The sequence below is a fragment of the Pandoraea pneumonica genome, assembly GCF_049918595.1.
Taxonomy (GTDB): domain Bacteria; phylum Pseudomonadota; class Gammaproteobacteria; order Burkholderiales; family Burkholderiaceae; genus Pandoraea; species Pandoraea pneumonica_A.
Window position 1 is genome coordinate 26,644 of the sequence record NZ_JBNCRZ010000010.1, and the last position, 15,954, is coordinate 42,597.

A 15,954-nucleotide genomic window follows, 5' to 3' on the forward strand; every position below is an offset into this window, starting at 1 on the left:
AAGGCTCAGCCGGTCTCCACCATGACCAGTTCAGCGTCTTGAAAAGCGGTAATTTCAGCGGTTGCGACGTCCGTCATCGCGACGCCGTCCAGCGGGCCCATGGACTCGCCATTGATGGCGATCTTTCCCGAAGCGACCACGAGATAAGCACTGCGCGACGGCCCGAGCGGGTGACGCACGGTGTCACCCGCTTTGAGCGTCGTACCCAGCACGCGCGCGTCGGCACCAATGGGCAGCGCACCTTCGTCGCTCGCGTAGTAACCACTGGCCAGCACGGTAAAACGTCCGTTGTCCTTAGCCGCCGCCTTGGGAAACGCCTTCGTATCCCAGTGCGGCTTGCCACCCATGGCGCGAGGCCGCAGCCATATCTGGAACAGCTTGAGCGGCACGTCGCCCTTGTTGAACTCGGCATGACGAATGCCCGTACCGGCACTCATCACCTGCACGTCGCCAGCGTGGATCGTGCCTTCCGAGCCCAGCGTGTCGCGGTGCCCAAGCACGCCCTGCCGGACGTAGGTAATGATCTCGACGTCACGGTGGCCGTGAAACGGGAAACCGCTCTGCACCGCGACTTCGTCGTCGTTCCACACGATCAGCGGACCGAGCGCCGTGTGCGCCGGATTCCCCGTGGGGCTGACCTGAAAGTGATACTTCGCGCGCAACCAACCGTTGTCGGCCTGATCGAGCGATTCCCAACGCCGGTGAGCAAGCATCGCTATCTCCTTGATTCGTACGCCCTGGCCATCGAATTCGCATGACCTCTGGCAATGGAGTGCATGCTATTCAAGCAATGATTCGCTGCATATGTCCTATATTGAAAAGTATCGTTGCTTCCTGTAGAACGATCAATTCACACGCATGCCGCCCGCGGATGGCGAAGGAGCCTCAGCCTCGATGGACCCGATTTCCGATTTGAACGACCTCCGGCTTTTCGCCGAAGTGGTGGAACACGGCAGCTTTACGGCCGCTGCGCGCCACCTTGGGCTGCAAACGTCGAAGCTGAGCCGACGCGTGCGGGCGTTGGAAGAAGAACTAGGCGTGCGACTGCTGAATCGCACTAGCCGCAGCTTGTCGCTCACCGAGACCGGGCGTCAGTTCCATCAACACTGTCTGGCGCTCGTCGCCGAATCTCGCGCCGCCAAGGACCTGATCGATCAGACGCGCAGTCAGCCACAAGGCACGGTGCGCATCAGTTGCCCGCTGGGCTTATTGAGCTCGGGCATCGCCGCGATCATCGCGCGCTACGTGCAGGAGAACCCGCAGGTTCAGGTGCTGCTCGACGCGACCAACCGCCGCGTGGATGTGATTGAGGAAGGGTTGGATTTCGCGATTCGCGTGAGGCTTCCGCCGTTGGACGACACCGAGCTTGCGGTACGGCAGTTGGGCGCTTCCGCGCTCGTGCTGGTCGCCAGCCCGGGGTTGATGAAGCAGTACGGCGTGCCGAAGTCGCTCGATTCGCTCAATGACTGGCCGACGCTGGCAATGGCGGGGCAAAGCGAGCGCCACACGTGGCATCTGGTGGATGCGCGAGGACAAGCCATGTCGCTCACGCATCGGCCTCGCCTCGCGACGGATGATCTTGCGAGCCTGCGCATCGCAGCCATGCAGGGCGTGGGTGTCGCGCTATTGCCTGCTGAATTCGTGAAGGATGATCTGCGCGCGGGCGACCTGCGTCGGCTGCTGCCGACGCTGTCGACTGCTCCGGGGCTGGTGCATGCGATTTTTCCGACGCGTCGCGGCATGGTGCCCGCCGTGCGCCATCTGCTCGATGCACTGGTGGCCGGCTACGAAAACCCGCTGTGAGCGTCCACATGGCGTGTGGCGTGCGGCGCAATGCGCGCCGAACAGGCTCAGAGATACGTTTCGTCAAAAGCAAGATTTCGGCCGATGTCGATGTGCACCGCCGGTTCGGCGCCTGACGTGCTTGCCGCACCCGCGAGATACCCGTCGGCCGTCGCAGACTTGGCATCATCGGCAGCCTGAAGCCGCGACACCCACCACTCCGGCAGCACCGCGCCATAGTGCTGATAGGCAAGCAGCAGACGGTAGGCAGCGCGAACGGACGTTGCTGCGCTCCACTGCCAGGCCTCGTCGCGCCAGCGTTTGCCCCATGAGTTCTCCGCCGGTTGCAGACTTAGGAACGCCATGTTCCCCGAAGCTGACGGATGGGCTGGCACGCCGAAGCGCTCACATGCCTGCGCAATGGCGTTCACGGTAAATGGCTCAGGCGCGCCGAGCAGGTAGCCGCACAGGCGGGCATCCGATGCGATCTTCGCGAGCAGCGGCGTGTCGCAGTGAATCGAGAGCTTCATCACGTTAGCCACGCGGCGCATGACCATCGCCAGCTCAGCTTCGGGCACGCGGCTTACGGCGTCCCCTAGGGCCCGCCATCGTTTTTGTAAATCATGCGCATCGTGGGCGAAAGCGACATTGCGCGCCCATGTGCCGGCAAGGCTTGTCACCGCACGGCAACTGTCGAGCACCAGACCCGCCACACGCAGGACACCGCGATCGCTGTCTAGCTCGCGCGTTTCCGGCCCCAACCATGACGACACCCAGAGAATTAATCGCGCAGGCGGCACGGCGGAATTCGCCAAGGTGAAAAGGGTCGCCACGTCACGCAACCGGGTGAGCGTACCCAACGCGTCACGCCACGACGATGGCGATGGCCCTGTCGCGCTGGGCATGTCGTCCGGCAGACACGCGGCCAACAATCGGCACCCGGCATCCATGCGCTTGAGGACTTCGTCCACCGCATGATGGCGGACTAACGTCGGCGACCCCAGCGACTGCGTGATCAGGCCCTTTAACCCTTCGAAGCTCAACAGTGTCCAGTCGGCCCACGGGATATCGAACGGCGTGTTCGCCGATGCCGCGCCTGTCCATAAGCCTGTGGCGGTATTCGGCGAGGTCTCGGCTTGCGCGGCGTCGCGATAGAAGCGCTCGCCGATGACCGCAAGCAGCGACACGTTACCCACCAACGACAGCACATCGCGCGCGACGCGAAAACGCCAGCCCCGATCTCCCGTCTGCCGCACGCCTTGCAACCAAGCGTCGACGTCGCCAGATAGCGCGTCAAATGTGGCGTGTTCGCGCGCCGGCGCCAGCCTCGCCTCGTTGTCCGACTCTGCGGGCATTGGCCCTGTCAGCGTTGTTTCCGCCTGCTCGAGATGTGTCGCAAGCCGGGCATCGCGCTCATGAGCCAGATCGAACTCCTTGCGATAGAAATGCTGGCACGGGCCGGTCGTCACCCACAGGCCAGCCCACGCACGCGTGAAAGCGTCCGTCAGGTCTCGGCGCATGGCGCGCCGCATCGCCAACACGTCGGGCCCCAGTTCACGCATGCTGTTGGACGCACGTACCAGCGTGTCGGCGATATCGGCGTGCCGCGAATTGCGTCGTTCGACTTCGGCGTGCGAGCGCGAAAAACTCGCCCCGCGTGCGCCATTCCATGAACAACATCTCCCCCGGTTGCCTGTCCCTTGTCCTTGAATTCCCCCGTGTTGCCGCATGACCTTCCCCCTGCCGGAATGTGTCCGCCAGCGTGATTCGATTTGCGCTGGCAAACCGTCGACCATAGGTGGCCGTCGGGGGCATGCGCGACAGCCTACTGTGCGGCTACGCGGCGAACACCCAGTGCGCCTGAGACGACACGCGTGAGCGCGCTAGGAGATCGCCGCACGACACGCCCCTCCAGCGAGTGCCCACTTACGCAGGTTGTGCACGGCAGGCACGCCTCACCGCAACGCGTCGCCTCTCGCCAAGTGCCGATGCGGCGCGGTAGACTTCGGACAACTGATGTCCCCGCATGGAACCTGCTGCGCACGCGATGCGCACCCTGCTCACCCGCTAATTGCCTTGTCTCGCCATGTCTTCTGTCACTTCGTCGTTGCCACTCGTCGCTCTCACGCCCGCCGACATTACGCTTGGCGAACCCCTGCCCTGGGCCATCGTCGACCGTAACGGCGAGCCGCTGCTAGCCGTTGGCGACCTGGTGCCGACACAGGCAGGCCTCGACTGGTTGTTCACCTCGTTCGCCCCGCATCGCGTCGCTACGCTCGGTGCCGATACCGCAGTCGCCGACGGCGAGAACACCGACGCCAGCACCGAAGCGAGCACTGACACGCCGCCCGTTCAAGCCGTTGCCCCAGCACCCGCCGACGCATCGGCGGCGCAGTACGGACTCACTGACCTCAACCTGCGAGCAGGCGACTGGCTTCAGATTCAATTGCCGCCGGGTGCCGGGTCACAACGCATTCGCACGCGCGTCATCGGTCATGCGCCGAATCAGATGCTGTTCATCACCGCGCCGACCGGGCGCTCGGCACCGCCATCGCTGCAACCCAGTGAGCGGCTAGAGTTGTGGACCTTCTCGGGCGAAGACATTTATCACTTCGTCTGCACGGTGGAGCGCGTGGAGCGTTTGCCATTCGAATACGTGGTGCTGTCGGCACCCGCGCAAATCCGCCGCAAGGTACTGCGCCGTTCGCAACGGGTGCCTGCGCGTCTGGTCGCCTCGATCACAGTCGGCGAGGCTCAGCATCTCGCGCTGTTGCAGGACGTAAGCGCGGAAGGCGTGTCGTTGCTGACCGATGCCCCGCTCGGTGCCCCCGGCGACACGATGCAATTGGCGTTTCGCGTGCGCGTTGGCGACATCGACATGCCGGTGGAAGCCACCGGCACGATTCGCGGCATTCAACAGAACGACGACGGCGCACACCTGCATGGCATCGAACTACCGACGCTAGAACCGGCGCATTACGTCGCCCTCAAGTGCTATGTGTACGAGCGGCTGCTCGCGCTCGGGGGCGCGTGATGACGAAAGAATCGAAGGCGGCCAAATCGACGAAAGCCACAAAATCCGAGAAGTCCGCCGAAGGTGAGCGCCCGCGCACATTAGCGAGCCAGACGCTGTTCCGCGGCCTCGATATCGTCGAAGCCGTGGCCGCCGGTATCGATACCGTGGCGGCCCTGTCGGCGCATACGGGCATCACGTCGTCGACCACGCATCGCATCGCCTCGGCGCTCGTGCAAGCGGGTTACCTGCGCTTCGAGCCGCGACGCGGTTACCGGCTCGGCAATAAGCTGATCGAACTCGGCTTTCTCGCCTATCGGCAGATCGACCTGCCGCGTGTCGCACGCCCGACGCTTGAAGCGCTCGCCAGCGAAACGCAGGACACCGTCCATCTGGCGGTCGCCGACGGCTGGGAAGTCATGTATCTCGATAAACTGCCCGGGCAACGGGCGGTGGAAATCAGCTCGCGAATTGGTGGACGCAAACCGATTTGCGTCACCGGCGTGGGCAAAGCCCTGCTGCTCGATCAGGATGAAACCGAATGGCGGGCGCAGCTTGAGCACTATCAGGCGAAAGTGCCATCGCACGAACTGGACGCCGCAGCGTGGCTCACACGCATGCGGGACTATGCGCGGCAAGGTTATGCCTTCGATCTGGAAGACGACACACCGCAAATTCGCTGCGTCGCCGCGCCCATTTACGACGCCAGTCAACGCATCGTGGCAGCGATCAGCGTATCGAGCACCACCAAATACATGAGCCGCGAGCGCATGCAAGAACTCGTGCCGCGCGTGAAAGACGCCGCTGCACGCATCAGCCAGCAACTCGGCTGGTCGGGCAACGCGCGCTAACGCCGCCCGCTCCCCTTCCCGTCTGCCCATAAAAAACGCCGGCCATTCTTTCGAAGGCCGGCGTGAACACTTGCGGAGATGCTACCACTGCTTGGGTGATGCTTTACGTTGGTGCGTCGTTACGCCAGTGCTGCGTTGCGATGATGCTTTGAACGGTTGGTCCGTTGATCCGTTGATCCGGAGATCTGTTAAGCAGCACGACGCTTGAGCAGATCGAGCGCGACGTCCACGATCATGTCTTCCTGACCACCCACCATGCGGCGCTGACCCAGTTCCACGAGGATGTCGACGGTCTTCAAGTCGTAACGGGCAGCAGCAGCCTCGGCGTGACGCAAGAAGCTCGAATACACGCCCGCATAGCCGAGCGCCAGCGTCTCGCGGTCCACGCGAACGGCGCGATCTTGCAGCGGACGCACGATATCGTCGGCGGCGTCCATCAGCGTGTACAGATCGCAACCGTGGTTCCAGCCCAGACGCGATGCCGCCGCAATGAACACTTCCAGCGGCGCATTGCCCGCGCCAGCGCCCATGCCTGCCAAGCTTGCGTCGATACGGTCGCAGCCCTCTTCCACCGCAACGATCGAGTTCGCCACGCCCAGACTCAGGTTGTGGTGTGCGTGCATGCCGGTGAGCGTTTCGGCATTCAGCACGTCCTTGAACGCGCGGAAACGATCACGCACGTCGCTCATACCCAGCGCGCCGCCCGAATCCACCACATAGATACACGTCGCGCCGTACGACTCCATCAGCTTGGCCTGCTCGGCCAGATGCTGCGGCGTGGTCATGTGGCTCATCATCAGAAAGCCGACGGTGTCCATCCCCAACTCGCGGGCGTACTCGATGTGCTGGCGCGATACGTCGGCTTCGGTGCAATGCGTGGCAATGCGCACCACACGGGCACCGGCGTCATAGGCTTCGCGCAGGTCGTGCACGGTACCCACGCCCGGCAGCAGCAGCGTCGCCACCTTGGCGTGTTGCACGGTTTCGGCAACGGCGGCGATCCATTCCAGATCGGTGTGTGCGCCAAAGCCGTAATTGAAGCTCGAACCCGACAGGCCGTCGCCGTGGGCGACTTCGATCGAATCGACGCGGGCCGCGTCGAGCGCCGCCGCAATCGCCTTCACATTGGCAATGCTGTACTGATGGCGGATGGCGTGGCTGCCGTCGCGCAGCGTCACGTCGGAGATATAGAGTTTTTTCTGCGTCATGGTGAAGTGTCTTCCCGAAGAGCGTGCGGCGTTCAGGCCGCGAGGGCCAGACGAGTGGCGGCGATACGATCGGCACAGGCCAGCGCAGCGCTGGTCATGATGTCGAGGTTGCCTGCGTAGGCCGGCAGGTAATGCGCCGCCCCTTCCACTTCGAGGAAGACGGACGTCTTCAGGCCCGTCAGCTTGCCCAGCCCCGGCACATTGAGCGGGCGCGAAGCGTCGAACAGCTCGAATTGCACTTTCTGTTTGAGTCGATAACCCGGCACGTAGGCGTGCACCTTATCGACCATCGCCGCAATGCTCGCTTCGATAGCGGCCTGATCGCCGGGTTCGGACAACACGAAGACGGTGTCGCGCATGATGAGCGGCGGCTCGGCCGGGTTCAGCACGATGATCGCCTTGCCACGCGATGCACCACCCAGCACTTCGATGGCCTTCGACGTGGTTTCCGTGAACTCGTCGATGTTGGCACGCGTGCCCGGGCCGGCCGACTTGCTCGAGATCGACGCGACGATTTCGGCGTAATGCACCTTCGCCACTTGCGAGATCGCCGCCACCATCGGAATCGTCGCCTGCCCGCCGCACGTGACCATGTTGATGTTGGTGGCGTCGAGGTGCGCGTCGAGGTTGATCGACGGGATCACGTACGGGCCGATGGCCGCCGGCGTCAGATCGATGACTTGCACGCCGCGCGCTTGCAGCAGTTCGTTGTGGTGCGCATGCGCTTTCGCGGACGTCGCGTCGAAGGCGATGCGAATGTCTTCGAAGCCGGGCATCGCCAGCAGGCCGTCGATGCCGCCCGCAGTCACCGGCACACCGAGGCGCTGGGCACGCGCCAGTCCATCAGACGCCGGATCGATACCGACCATCGCGCCCATTTCCAGATGCTCGCTATTGCGCATCACCTTGATCATCAGGTCGGTGCCGATGTTGCCCGAGCCAATGATCGCCACTTTCTGTTTGCGTCGTTCCGTCACTGTCGTCTCCTGAACGTGTCCGTCCACCGGTTACCGGTATGAGGCGCATCGTAATTCCGCCATCGACATAATGTCAATATGTAAACATTGATCTCATATATTGAGATTAATGCAATCTGCGATTTTGCCCTTGGCTTATCCACACTTTTTGTTCACAAGCCCGTTGATAACTTGCGGAAAAGCATGGCAAGTGCCTGATTCGACAGGGAAGAAATGCTGCGCTTCAAAGTTGTGCCATGCGCTGCAAATCGAGGCATGGTGCGCGTTTTGGCCGGGTGACGTTATCCACAGATTCTGTTTGCAAGCCAGTGGACAACTTGCGGATAGCTATCTCAAGTGCTTGATGCGATGGGGAAAAAGTGCGGCGCGCAATTGATGCGCCAATGCAGAAGCAGGTCGACTGAGGTAACGCGAGGAAATCGAGGCAATGCCAACGTCATTCGGTGACCGATGGTTATCCACAGAAAATGTTCACAACCCGGTGCATAACCCGCCCATATCTGACGTATCTAATTGATACAACAGTACTTATAGGCGGCGCAGCAGGTTCGATCACGAGGCGCCGCGCAAGTGGGCATCTTCCCAATTACGTCATAGGACGAACTTTCGCTGTGAGGGGGTGGTCTAGTCGTGATTCTTTCCTGCGTACCCCCCGCTTGATTGCATGACGTCTCCGAACCCCCAGAACACCGGGCGGCTCGCGCAATCGATTTGTGTCGTACCGCCCCCTTCACGCTTTCCCTTTTCACCGACATCGCGCATCGCGCTGCCATCGTTTGCCGCACTCACGGCAGCACTGGCGCTCGCATGGCCCATCGAATCGAAGGCTGAAGACAGCGAGCGTAGCGGTATCGCCTCGTGGCCGGGTGCCATCGTCGATGAGTTCCGCGACGTCGCCACGCAAGGCGCAAGCGACCTCTACGTGCCATTGCACACACACCATCTGCGCTTCGCATACACGAGCGAGAAAATCTCCCAGTACAACGAAAATCCCTGGGGTATCGGCTACGGGCGCGTGCTATCGGACGGCAAGGACGGCTCACGCATGTTGTATGCGATGGCCTTCAAAGACTCCCACAACGACTGGTCGCCGATGGCGGGTTACGGGCGGATCTGGAATGTGGTGAAAGCCGGGCCGGTGCGCTTCGGTCTCGGCTACACCGTGTTTCTGATGTCGCGCACCGATACACTCGGTGGCATTCCGTTCCCGGCCGCGCTGCCTCTTGCCGAAATCGGCGTGGGGCGCGCGTCGGTGGCAACGGCTTACGTTCCCGGCGGCAAAGGCAACGGGAACGTGCTGTTCATCTTCGGCCGTTACACGTTCGGCAAGGCCGGTTGATCGACCGGCATGCCCTGTCGGCCTTGCGCACACCACGCCCCGAACCCGGCGATATAACAATAGGCCAGCGCCGGGACCAGGAACGACATCACAACGCCGATACCGTCGGCGAGCGCGCCCTGCATATACGGCAGCACCGCGCCGCCGACGATCGCCATACAGATCAGCCCACCGCCCTCGCTCACACGTGAGCCGAGCCCGCCAACCGAAAGCGAGAAGATCGTGGGGAACATGATCGCGTTGCCCAATCCACAGGCGATCAGCAACCACATCGCAAAGCTCGCGGGTAGCGCGAACGACACCAGAATCAGTAGCAGGTTGTATAGCGCGCACAGGCTCAGCAACTTCCCGGGCGCTATTTGCCGCAGCAACCACGCGCCGACAAATCGACCCACCATCGCCCCGCCCCAGTAAAACGCGAGATAGCGGCTGGCGTGCGCATGGTCCGCAATGCCCGTGTCGGTATGCGTCAGATAGACGATAAGAAAACTGCCGATACTGACTTCCGCACCGACATAAAGAAAGAGCGCCACGATGCCGTATCGCAACGGGCGATGCGCAAGCAGACTGCGCACGTTGCCGAGCAGCCCCGGAGGGGAGCTATCGTTCGTGCGCTGTTCGGGCAATTTCAGCCGCCAAAGCACCACACCGCCCACCATCAGCACGGCCGCCAAGATGCCGTAAGGGCCGCGAACGCTATCCACAGCATGTCCGGTCGCGCCCGCCGCCTGCGGGGCAAGAATCCAAAGCGCGGCCAGCGGCGGCCCGACCGTCGTCCCCAACGAGTTGAATGCCTGCACCAGCGTGAGGCGGCTGGCCGCTTCGCCGCGCGAGCCCAACGTCTCGACATAGGCGTTCACCGCCACTTGCAGCAGCGTGATGCCGCTCGCGAGCACGAAGAGTGCGGCGAGAAAACACGGATACGACACGAGTGCCGCCGCCGGGAAGAACAATGCACACCCCAAACCGGCCAGCCAGAGCGAACTCGCCAGCGCACGCCGGTAACCGACGCGCGCCGTGTATTGACCGGCCGGATACGACACAACGAAATAGGCCGCAAAGAAGCTCGACTGAATGAGGGCGGCGTCCCGATACGTCAAATCGAACGCCGCCTTGAAATGCGGTACGAGAATGTCGTTTAACGAAGTAATCAACCCCATCGCAAAGAACAGCGTCGCGAGCATTGCAAGCACGCGTTTTGCGGAGGGTGGGATGCGGGGAGTGCTGGGAATTTCCGGAACTTCGGTAGCGCGGCTGTGCGCGCTTTCCGACGGCGAAGGCACGTGGGACGGGCGATTGACGGACATGCATGTCTCCAGTGGGTGGTGGCACTGCAAGGACAAGAACCATCAGTGTAGACCGCGCTATCGGCGACGAACACGCGGTGAGCGTCTGCGTTTTCCACCCCTTCGACTCTTGTCAGCCGACGTCTTTTGATCGACTATCCGCTCCATAGGACACGCCGCTACATTTCGGGGAAACGTCATGCGGGGATTTCGGTCATTCAGTATCGCGGCGGGATGGCTCGTCGCTGGGGTGTTTGGCATCGCCGGTCTGAGCTACGCCCAAGCGGGCGGTGCCCACGAGCCGGTCGGCGGATGCGACTGCGCCCATATCGTTGCCGATTGTTCGGCCTCCGTGGCGGTGCTGCCGGTACTGGCGAGCAACGGCGCCTACTCTGCCGACGTCACGCTGCAAACGAACGCGCCGTCGTGCGCCAAGGTCGATTACCGCCTCGACGACACCCCTTACGTCACCATCTTGCGTGACGGCTCGCAAGGCGGGCAGCGTATGTTCGGTACGCGCCCGCTCACGCGCAACAGCCTGTCGAGCTTGTCGTGTCACGTGTGCGCCGCCGCATCCTCCCCGGTGCCCAACGACGGCTTGCCCCCGGATATGGCGCGCCTGAGCGGTGCACCGGGCACGTTCAGCGCGGCGCCGCTGGCACCCGCACCGGCTGCACCGGCCAACAACGCCACCACTTATGTGCCCGCGTCGTCCATGCCAGCCACGCCCGCCAGCGCTGCGCCGAGCGCCACGGCAACGCCGGTTCCTAGCTCCATTGGCGACACCGCAGGCCTGAAGGCCGTCAATGCCTTGACGTCTGGGTCGCCCGAAGTCGCACGCGATGTGGCCGCTATCGATGCGCCTGCCCCTGCCGGCACCACGATCGTCACACCGCCCATTCCGCCAAACGCTGCCATGCAAACCAGTGCGCCAGCGCCGTTGCGCGTGGTGAATCCGTCAGGCCGCTGGCGCGGACTGTGCAAGAACGCACCGCCGTGGTGGGGAATTTGGAGCTCGCCGATGACACGTCTCATGGCACTCGCGCTCAATGGCGCGCAGGTCACCGGCAGTGTCGACGACGTCGAGCCGAACATTCACGCCACCGTCCAAGGCACGCTCGCGGGCGACCGTCTACAGCTTGCCGGCAGCTACGGCGCGAAGCACGACATCACGTTCGGCGCCGATGGCACGACCCTCACCGACGCCTGGTGTAATAGCGACGGCCGCTGCGAAACCTGCCAAATGCAGCGGTTTTAAGCGCATTCCGGCTCGGCAACGGGCCGGTTTTCACACCCGGTAACACAAAGAAAAACAGCGGCGCGGAACCCGCGAGCGACACAACGTGACAAAGACGCCGTGTCACGTCGCGAACGAAACACTCGTAAAACACTTCGAAATAAGGCTCTCTCGGCGCGAACCCTTGTGCGGCAAGCACGCAACATAAGTTTGCGCACTACTCGCAGAAAGCGATTTCTTAGGTAGAATCGTCGGCGCAGCAAGACGTATCATTCGGGTGGCCGTTCTACGACGGCACTTTCTTATTCTCATCGATTGGATCGATATGGCAACGGCAAAGAAAGCAGCAGCTAAGAAGGCCCCTGTGGCGAAAAAAGCTCCGGCAGCTAAGAAGGCTCCGGCCGCTAAAAAAGTTTCGGTGAAGAAGGCAGTCGCACCGAAGGCAGCGCCGAAGGCAGCAGCGACCGACAAGGTCACGCCGCTCAAGGACTCGCTCAACAAGACGCAACTCGCTGCGCACCTCGCTGAGCGTGCTGCGGTCGAAGTGAAGACCGTCAAGGCAGTGCTGGCCGCGCTCGAGAACACCATTCTCGGCTCGCTGCACAAGAAGGGCGCTGGCGAATTCACGCTGCACGGCCTGTTCAAGGTCACCACGCAGAAGATCGCCGCCAAGCCGAAGCGTCGCGGCATCGACCCGTTCACGAAGCAAGAACGTGAGTTCGCCGCCAAGCCGGCTTCGACGCGCGTGAAGGTTCGCTCGTTGAAGAAGGTGAAGGACGCTGCACAGTAAGTCTTGCGCAATGCGCTGCCGCCTCACCGGCAGCAGCGAATATCGCAGAACTTGCCAGATGTGCAGTCAAACGGTGCCGAATTTCGGCACCGTTTTTTTTCGTCCGCCGAATCCGCGACTTCGACTTTTTCGCTGGGGTTTGTGCGGAGTGGACGCTTTACGCGTCGCCCGCTAACATCGCTCGGGGCATCCGTCAGCGCTCGCGGGGGACATCCTTGCAATACACGTTTGCGTTCGGCGACGTCTTCGCGGCGTGGCCGCTGCTACTCAAGGGCACCTGGATCACCATCGAACTGTCGGCCAGCGCCATGGCGCTCGGGCTGACGCTCGCCATTGTCTGCGCGTGGGGCAAAACCTCCGGCCCCACCCCGGTGCGTTGGCTTGTGAACGCCTATATCGAGCTGATTCGCAACACCCCGTTCCTCGTCCAGCTCTTCTTCTTTTTCTTCGCACTACCCGCTGTCGGCTTGCGCTGGAGTCCACACACCGCTGCGCTCACGGCGATGGTCGTCAACCTCGGCGCGTATGCCACGGAGATTATTCGTGCGGGTATCGATGCGATTCCGCGCGGGCAGATAGAGGCTGGGCTGGCGCTCAATCTCAAACCGTGGGAAATCTTTCGCTTCGTTATTCTGAAGCCTGCGCTTAAGGCGATTTACCCCGCGCTCACGAGCCAATTCATCTTGTTGATGCTTAGCTCGGCAGTCGTCTCGGTCATCTCGGCCGACGATCTCACCTCGGTGGCGGCCAACTTGCAGTCGCAAACGTTCCGCAGTTTCGAGATCTATATTGTGGTCGCCGCGATCTACCTGCTGCTCTCGCTCGCGTTTTCTGCGCTCTTTCGTGTGATCTACCGCCGCACGCTCGATTTTCCCGAGCGCCGCCAAACCTGATACGGGGCGCACACGATGCGGACTTTCGGCTGGCCGGAGTTCTGGTTCATCGTCGAAGCGGCGCGCTGGACGCTCGCCCTTTCCGCCATCGCCTTCGTCGGTGGCGCCGTGCTCGGTCTGGGCGTCGCTCTCGCCCGCACGTCGAATATCGGCTGGTTGCGCAATCTGGCGCTCGCGTTCATCAAGTTGTTTCAAGGCACGCCGCTACTGCTCCAACTGTTTCTGATTTTCTTCGGCGCGCCGGTGATCGGACTGGAAATCGATCCGTGGATTGCCGCGGGTGTTGCGCTCATTTTGAACAGCGCCGCCTTTCTTGGCGAAATCTGGCGCGGCTGCATCGAAGCGGTGCCGCACGGTCAGGTCGAGGCCGCGCAGGCGCTCTCTTTGTCGTGGTTCAACCGCATGCGCGACGTGATCCTGCCGCAGGCGGCGCGCATCGCCGTCGCGCCGACCGTGGGCTATTTAGTGCAGATCGTCAAAGGCACATCGCTCGCCGCGATCATCGGCTTCACCGAAATTACCCGCGCCGGACAGATCATCAATAACGCCACGTTCCAACCGCTCGTGGTGTTTTCCGTGGTCGCCGCGCTTTATTTCGTGCTGTGCTGGCCGCTGTCTCGGCTGGCCTCGCGCCTCGAACGGCACCACAAGTCGGCGAATGCGACATAGCCAAATCGCGATCGACATCGCCAATTGCATCGAACAAGGAGCACTAACATGACGCGAAAAACACCTCCCGCACCCGCACATTCCACCCCGCGACGCGAGCATCCGGCGAGCCGTCGTGACGTATCCGCTGCCGTCACCCACTCCCGCCGCGACTTCCTCACCACGCTCGTCGTGGCCGCCATGCCCGCAGGTTTTGCCGGGTCGCTGGGCGGCACGCTCGGCAGCTTACTCACTGGCACGCTGTCGCTGTTCACGACACCCGCACACGCGCAGACGGTCGCCGACATCAAGAAAAAGGGAACGATCAACGTCGGCATGCTGGTCGACTTCCCGCCTTATGGCACGACAAATGCGCAGAATCAGCCAGACGGTTACGACGCCGACGTTGCCAAACTGCTCGCGAAAGATCTCGGGGTGAAGGTCAATATCGTGCCGGTCACTGGCCCGAATCGCATCCCGTTTCTGCTCACGGGCAAAGTCGATGTGCTGGTCGCCTCGCTCGCCATCACGCCGGAACGCGCCAAGCAGGTGCAGTTTTCCAAGCCCTATGCCGCGGCCACCATCGTGCTGCTCGGCAAGACTGGCGCGCCGATCAAGTCCGCCGCCGACCTGAAAGGGCTACGCGTGGGTGTGGCGCGCGCGAGCACGCAGGACGTTGCCGTGACCAAGACCGCGCCGGAAGGCACCGAAATTCGGCGCTTCGACGATGACGCGTCCGCTATGCAGGCGCTGCTCTCGGGTCAGGTCGATGCCATCGGCTGCTCGGTCACGGTTGCCGGTGCCATTCGTCAGCGGGCGCCGGGGCAGTACGAGCCGAAGTTCAATCTGTTGCAGCAGTCGATGGGCATCGCGTTGCGCCCCAATCAGCCGGAGCTGCTCACGGCGGTCAACGACTTCGTCACGCGCAATACAGCGAACGGTGAGTTGAACAAGCTGTATCGCAAATGGCTCGACACCGACCTGCCGAAGCTGCAATGAGCGAAACCGCGCGACAGCTATCCGGCGAATCGGGCGCGCCGATCATCGAACTCGATGGCGTGAGCAAATGGTTCGGGCAGTTTCAGGTGCTCACGGATATCGCTCTTCGTGTCGCGGCGGGTGAGCGCATCGTCATTTGCGGCCCGTCGGGTTCAGGCAAGTCGACGCTCATTCGCTGCATCAATCGGCTGGAGCCTGTGCAACGTGGACGCATCGTCGTCGACGGCATCGATCTCACGGCCGGTGGCGCGAATGTCGCGTCGGTGCGTCAGGAAGTCGGCATGGTGTTCCAGCAGTTCAATCTCTTCCCGCATCTGACGATTCTCCAAAACTGCACGCTGGCCCCGATGCGTTCGCGAAAACTCTCGCGCGCAGATGCCGAAGCGCTGGCGATGCAGTACCTCACCCGGGTGCGCATTCCCGAGCAGGCGCACAAATATCCGAGTCAGCTTTCGGGCGGACAGCAACAACGTGTGGCCATCGCCCGCGCGTTGTGCATGACGCCGCGCATCATGCTGTTCGACGAGCCGACGTCAGCGCTCGACCCGGAAATGGTCAAGGAAGTGCTCGACACGATGAGCGGTTTGGCCGAAGACGGCATGACGATGCTTTGCGTGACGCACGAAATGGGTTTCGCACGCCGCGTCGCCGACCGCGTGATCTTCATGGCGGACGGGAAAATTGTGGAGCAAGCGCCGCCCGCGCAGTTCTTCGAACACCCGCAGCACGAGAAGACTCGGCATTTCCTTGGCCAGTTGCTGAGCCATCCCGGGCAGTAAGCCAACGCGGCGGTGCCCGGCCCCGCCGGGGGGGGGCCCCGCCGGGGGGGGGGGGGGGGGCCGCCCCCCGCCCCCCGCGGGCCCACCCGAGCAGCGCCCCGCCCCCCAGGCGCCGCCACCACAGCCCACGCGGGGAGGGAACAAAAAAATGA

The 15,954-nt window shown here is 62.7% G+C and carries 15 protein-coding genes; 10 read left to right on the top strand and 5 right to left on the bottom strand.

Features of this window, described 5'->3' with window-relative positions; genetic code table 11:
* Nucleotides 1-5 precede the first annotated feature (5 nt).
* Complete coding sequence (locus ACPWR9_RS25740; protein ID WP_426301897.1) at nt 6-713, bottom strand: pirin family protein; 708 nt, start codon at nt 711-713, stop codon at nt 6-8.
* Between the two features lie 181 nt (nt 714-894).
* Here ACPWR9_RS25740 and ACPWR9_RS25745 point away from each other — a divergent pair, with 181 nt between their 5' ends.
* Nucleotides 895-1,803 carry a LysR substrate-binding domain-containing protein gene (locus tag ACPWR9_RS25745; protein ID WP_426301899.1) on the top strand — a complete coding sequence of 303 codons (909 nt, stop codon included), beginning with the start codon at nt 895-897 and terminating at the stop codon, nt 1,801-1,803.
* A 47-nt stretch (nt 1,804-1,850) separates the two neighbouring features.
* Here the strand turns inward: ACPWR9_RS25745 and ACPWR9_RS25750 are convergent, their stop codons facing one another.
* Complete coding sequence (locus ACPWR9_RS25750; RefSeq protein WP_426301901.1) at nt 1,851-3,344, bottom strand: hypothetical protein; 1,494 nt, start codon at nt 3,342-3,344, stop codon at nt 1,851-1,853.
* 524 nt (nt 3,345-3,868) lie between these two features.
* Between ACPWR9_RS25750 and ACPWR9_RS25755 the strand changes: the two genes are divergently transcribed.
* Together ACPWR9_RS25755 and ACPWR9_RS25760 are read left to right on the top strand one after the other, a co-directional pair.
* Nucleotides 3,869-4,816, top strand: a complete 948-nt coding sequence (locus tag ACPWR9_RS25755; RefSeq protein WP_426301903.1) for a flagellar brake protein — start codon at nt 3,869-3,871, stop codon at nt 4,814-4,816.
* Complete coding sequence (locus tag ACPWR9_RS25760) at nt 4,816-5,646, top strand: IclR family transcriptional regulator (protein ID WP_426301905.1); 831 nt, start codon at nt 4,816-4,818, stop codon at nt 5,644-5,646. The genes ACPWR9_RS25755 and ACPWR9_RS25760 overlap by 1 nt, the downstream gene beginning before the upstream one ends.
* A 188-nt stretch (nt 5,647-5,834) precedes the next feature.
* On the opposite strand, the gene dmpG is transcribed toward ACPWR9_RS25760, so the two are convergent.
* Both dmpG and ACPWR9_RS25770 read right to left on the bottom strand, forming a co-directional pair.
* Complete coding sequence (dmpG, locus tag ACPWR9_RS25765) at nt 5,835-6,854, bottom strand: 4-hydroxy-2-oxovalerate aldolase (RefSeq protein WP_426301907.1); 1,020 nt, start codon at nt 6,852-6,854, stop codon at nt 5,835-5,837.
* Between the two features lie 32 nt (nt 6,855-6,886).
* Entirely contained in the window at nt 6,887-7,831 is a 945-nt protein-coding gene (locus ACPWR9_RS25770) for an acetaldehyde dehydrogenase (acetylating) (RefSeq protein ID WP_426301909.1), read from the bottom strand.
* A gap of 664 nt (nt 7,832-8,495) precedes the next feature.
* Between ACPWR9_RS25770 and pagP the strand changes: the two genes are divergently transcribed.
* Nucleotides 8,496-9,170 carry a lipid IV(A) palmitoyltransferase PagP gene (pagP, locus tag ACPWR9_RS25775; RefSeq protein ID WP_426301911.1) on the top strand — a complete coding sequence of 225 codons (675 nt, stop codon included), beginning with the start codon at nt 8,496-8,498 and terminating at the stop codon, nt 9,168-9,170.
* Here pagP and ACPWR9_RS25780 read toward each other — a convergent pair.
* The gene (locus ACPWR9_RS25780) at nt 9,146-10,477 is read right to left on the bottom strand and encodes a sugar MFS transporter (protein ID WP_426301913.1); all 1,332 of its coding nucleotides are present in this window, start codon (nt 10,475-10,477) and stop codon (nt 9,146-9,148) included. The genes pagP and ACPWR9_RS25780 overlap by 25 nt on opposite strands.
* A gap of 178 nt (nt 10,478-10,655) precedes the next feature.
* On the opposite strand from ACPWR9_RS25780, the gene ACPWR9_RS25785 reads away from it, so the two are divergent.
* From ACPWR9_RS25785 to ACPWR9_RS25810, 6 genes are all read left to right on the top strand, one after another.
* Nucleotides 10,656-11,714, top strand: coding sequence for a hypothetical protein (locus tag ACPWR9_RS25785; RefSeq protein WP_426301915.1), 1,059 nt, complete (start codon nt 10,656-10,658; stop codon nt 11,712-11,714).
* A 304-nt stretch (nt 11,715-12,018) separates the two neighbouring features.
* On the top strand, nt 12,019-12,483 hold the full coding sequence (locus tag ACPWR9_RS25790) for an HU family DNA-binding protein (RefSeq protein WP_150682161.1): 465 nt from the start codon (nt 12,019-12,021) through the stop codon (nt 12,481-12,483).
* A 215-nt stretch (nt 12,484-12,698) separates the two neighbouring features.
* Nucleotides 12,699-13,376 carry an amino acid ABC transporter permease gene (locus ACPWR9_RS25795; RefSeq protein WP_426301917.1) on the top strand — a complete coding sequence of 226 codons (678 nt, stop codon included), beginning with the start codon at nt 12,699-12,701 and terminating at the stop codon, nt 13,374-13,376.
* A 15-nt stretch (nt 13,377-13,391) separates the two neighbouring features.
* Entirely contained in the window at nt 13,392-14,045 is a 654-nt protein-coding gene (locus ACPWR9_RS25800; RefSeq protein WP_426301919.1) for an amino acid ABC transporter permease, read from the top strand.
* Nucleotides 14,046-14,093: 48 nt separating this feature from the next.
* Entirely contained in the window at nt 14,094-15,023 is a 930-nt protein-coding gene (locus ACPWR9_RS25805; RefSeq protein WP_426301921.1) for a transporter substrate-binding domain-containing protein, read from the top strand.
* Nucleotides 15,020-15,802: an amino acid ABC transporter ATP-binding protein gene (locus tag ACPWR9_RS25810; protein WP_426301923.1), complete on the top strand. Its 783-nt coding sequence runs from the start codon at nt 15,020-15,022 to the stop codon at nt 15,800-15,802. Before ACPWR9_RS25805 ends, ACPWR9_RS25810 begins: the two co-directional genes overlap by 4 nt.
* The last annotated feature ends 152 nt before the right edge of the window (nt 15,803-15,954 follow it).

Coding starts and splice junctions, on each gene's coding strand:
- ACPWR9_RS25760 (WP_426301905.1), top strand. CDS start 4,816: ATGACGAAAGAATCGAAGGCGGCCAAATCGACGAAAGCCACAAAATCC.
- dmpG (WP_426301907.1), bottom strand. CDS start 6,854: ATGACGCAGAAAAAACTCTATATCTCCGACGTGACGCTGCGCGACGGC.
- pagP (WP_426301911.1), top strand. CDS start 8,496: ATGACGTCTCCGAACCCCCAGAACACCGGGCGGCTCGCGCAATCGATT.
- ACPWR9_RS25750 (WP_426301901.1), bottom strand. CDS start 3,344: ATGCGTGAACTGGGGCCCGACGTGTTGGCGATGCGGCGCGCCATGCGC.
- ACPWR9_RS25780 (WP_426301913.1), bottom strand. CDS start 10,477: ATGTCCGTCAATCGCCCGTCCCACGTGCCTTCGCCGTCGGAAAGCGCG.
- ACPWR9_RS25740 (WP_426301897.1), bottom strand. CDS start 713: ATGCTTGCTCACCGGCGTTGGGAATCGCTCGATCAGGCCGACAACGGT.
- ACPWR9_RS25755 (WP_426301903.1), top strand. CDS start 3,869: ATGTCTTCTGTCACTTCGTCGTTGCCACTCGTCGCTCTCACGCCCGCC.
- ACPWR9_RS25745 (WP_426301899.1), top strand. CDS start 895: ATGGACCCGATTTCCGATTTGAACGACCTCCGGCTTTTCGCCGAAGTG.
- ACPWR9_RS25810 (WP_426301923.1), top strand. CDS start 15,020: ATGAGCGAAACCGCGCGACAGCTATCCGGCGAATCGGGCGCGCCGATC.
- ACPWR9_RS25800 (WP_426301919.1), top strand. CDS start 13,392: ATGCGGACTTTCGGCTGGCCGGAGTTCTGGTTCATCGTCGAAGCGGCG.
- ACPWR9_RS25790 (WP_150682161.1), top strand. CDS start 12,019: ATGGCAACGGCAAAGAAAGCAGCAGCTAAGAAGGCCCCTGTGGCGAAA.
- ACPWR9_RS25785 (WP_426301915.1), top strand. CDS start 10,656: ATGCGGGGATTTCGGTCATTCAGTATCGCGGCGGGATGGCTCGTCGCT.
- ACPWR9_RS25805 (WP_426301921.1), top strand. CDS start 14,094: ATGACGCGAAAAACACCTCCCGCACCCGCACATTCCACCCCGCGACGC.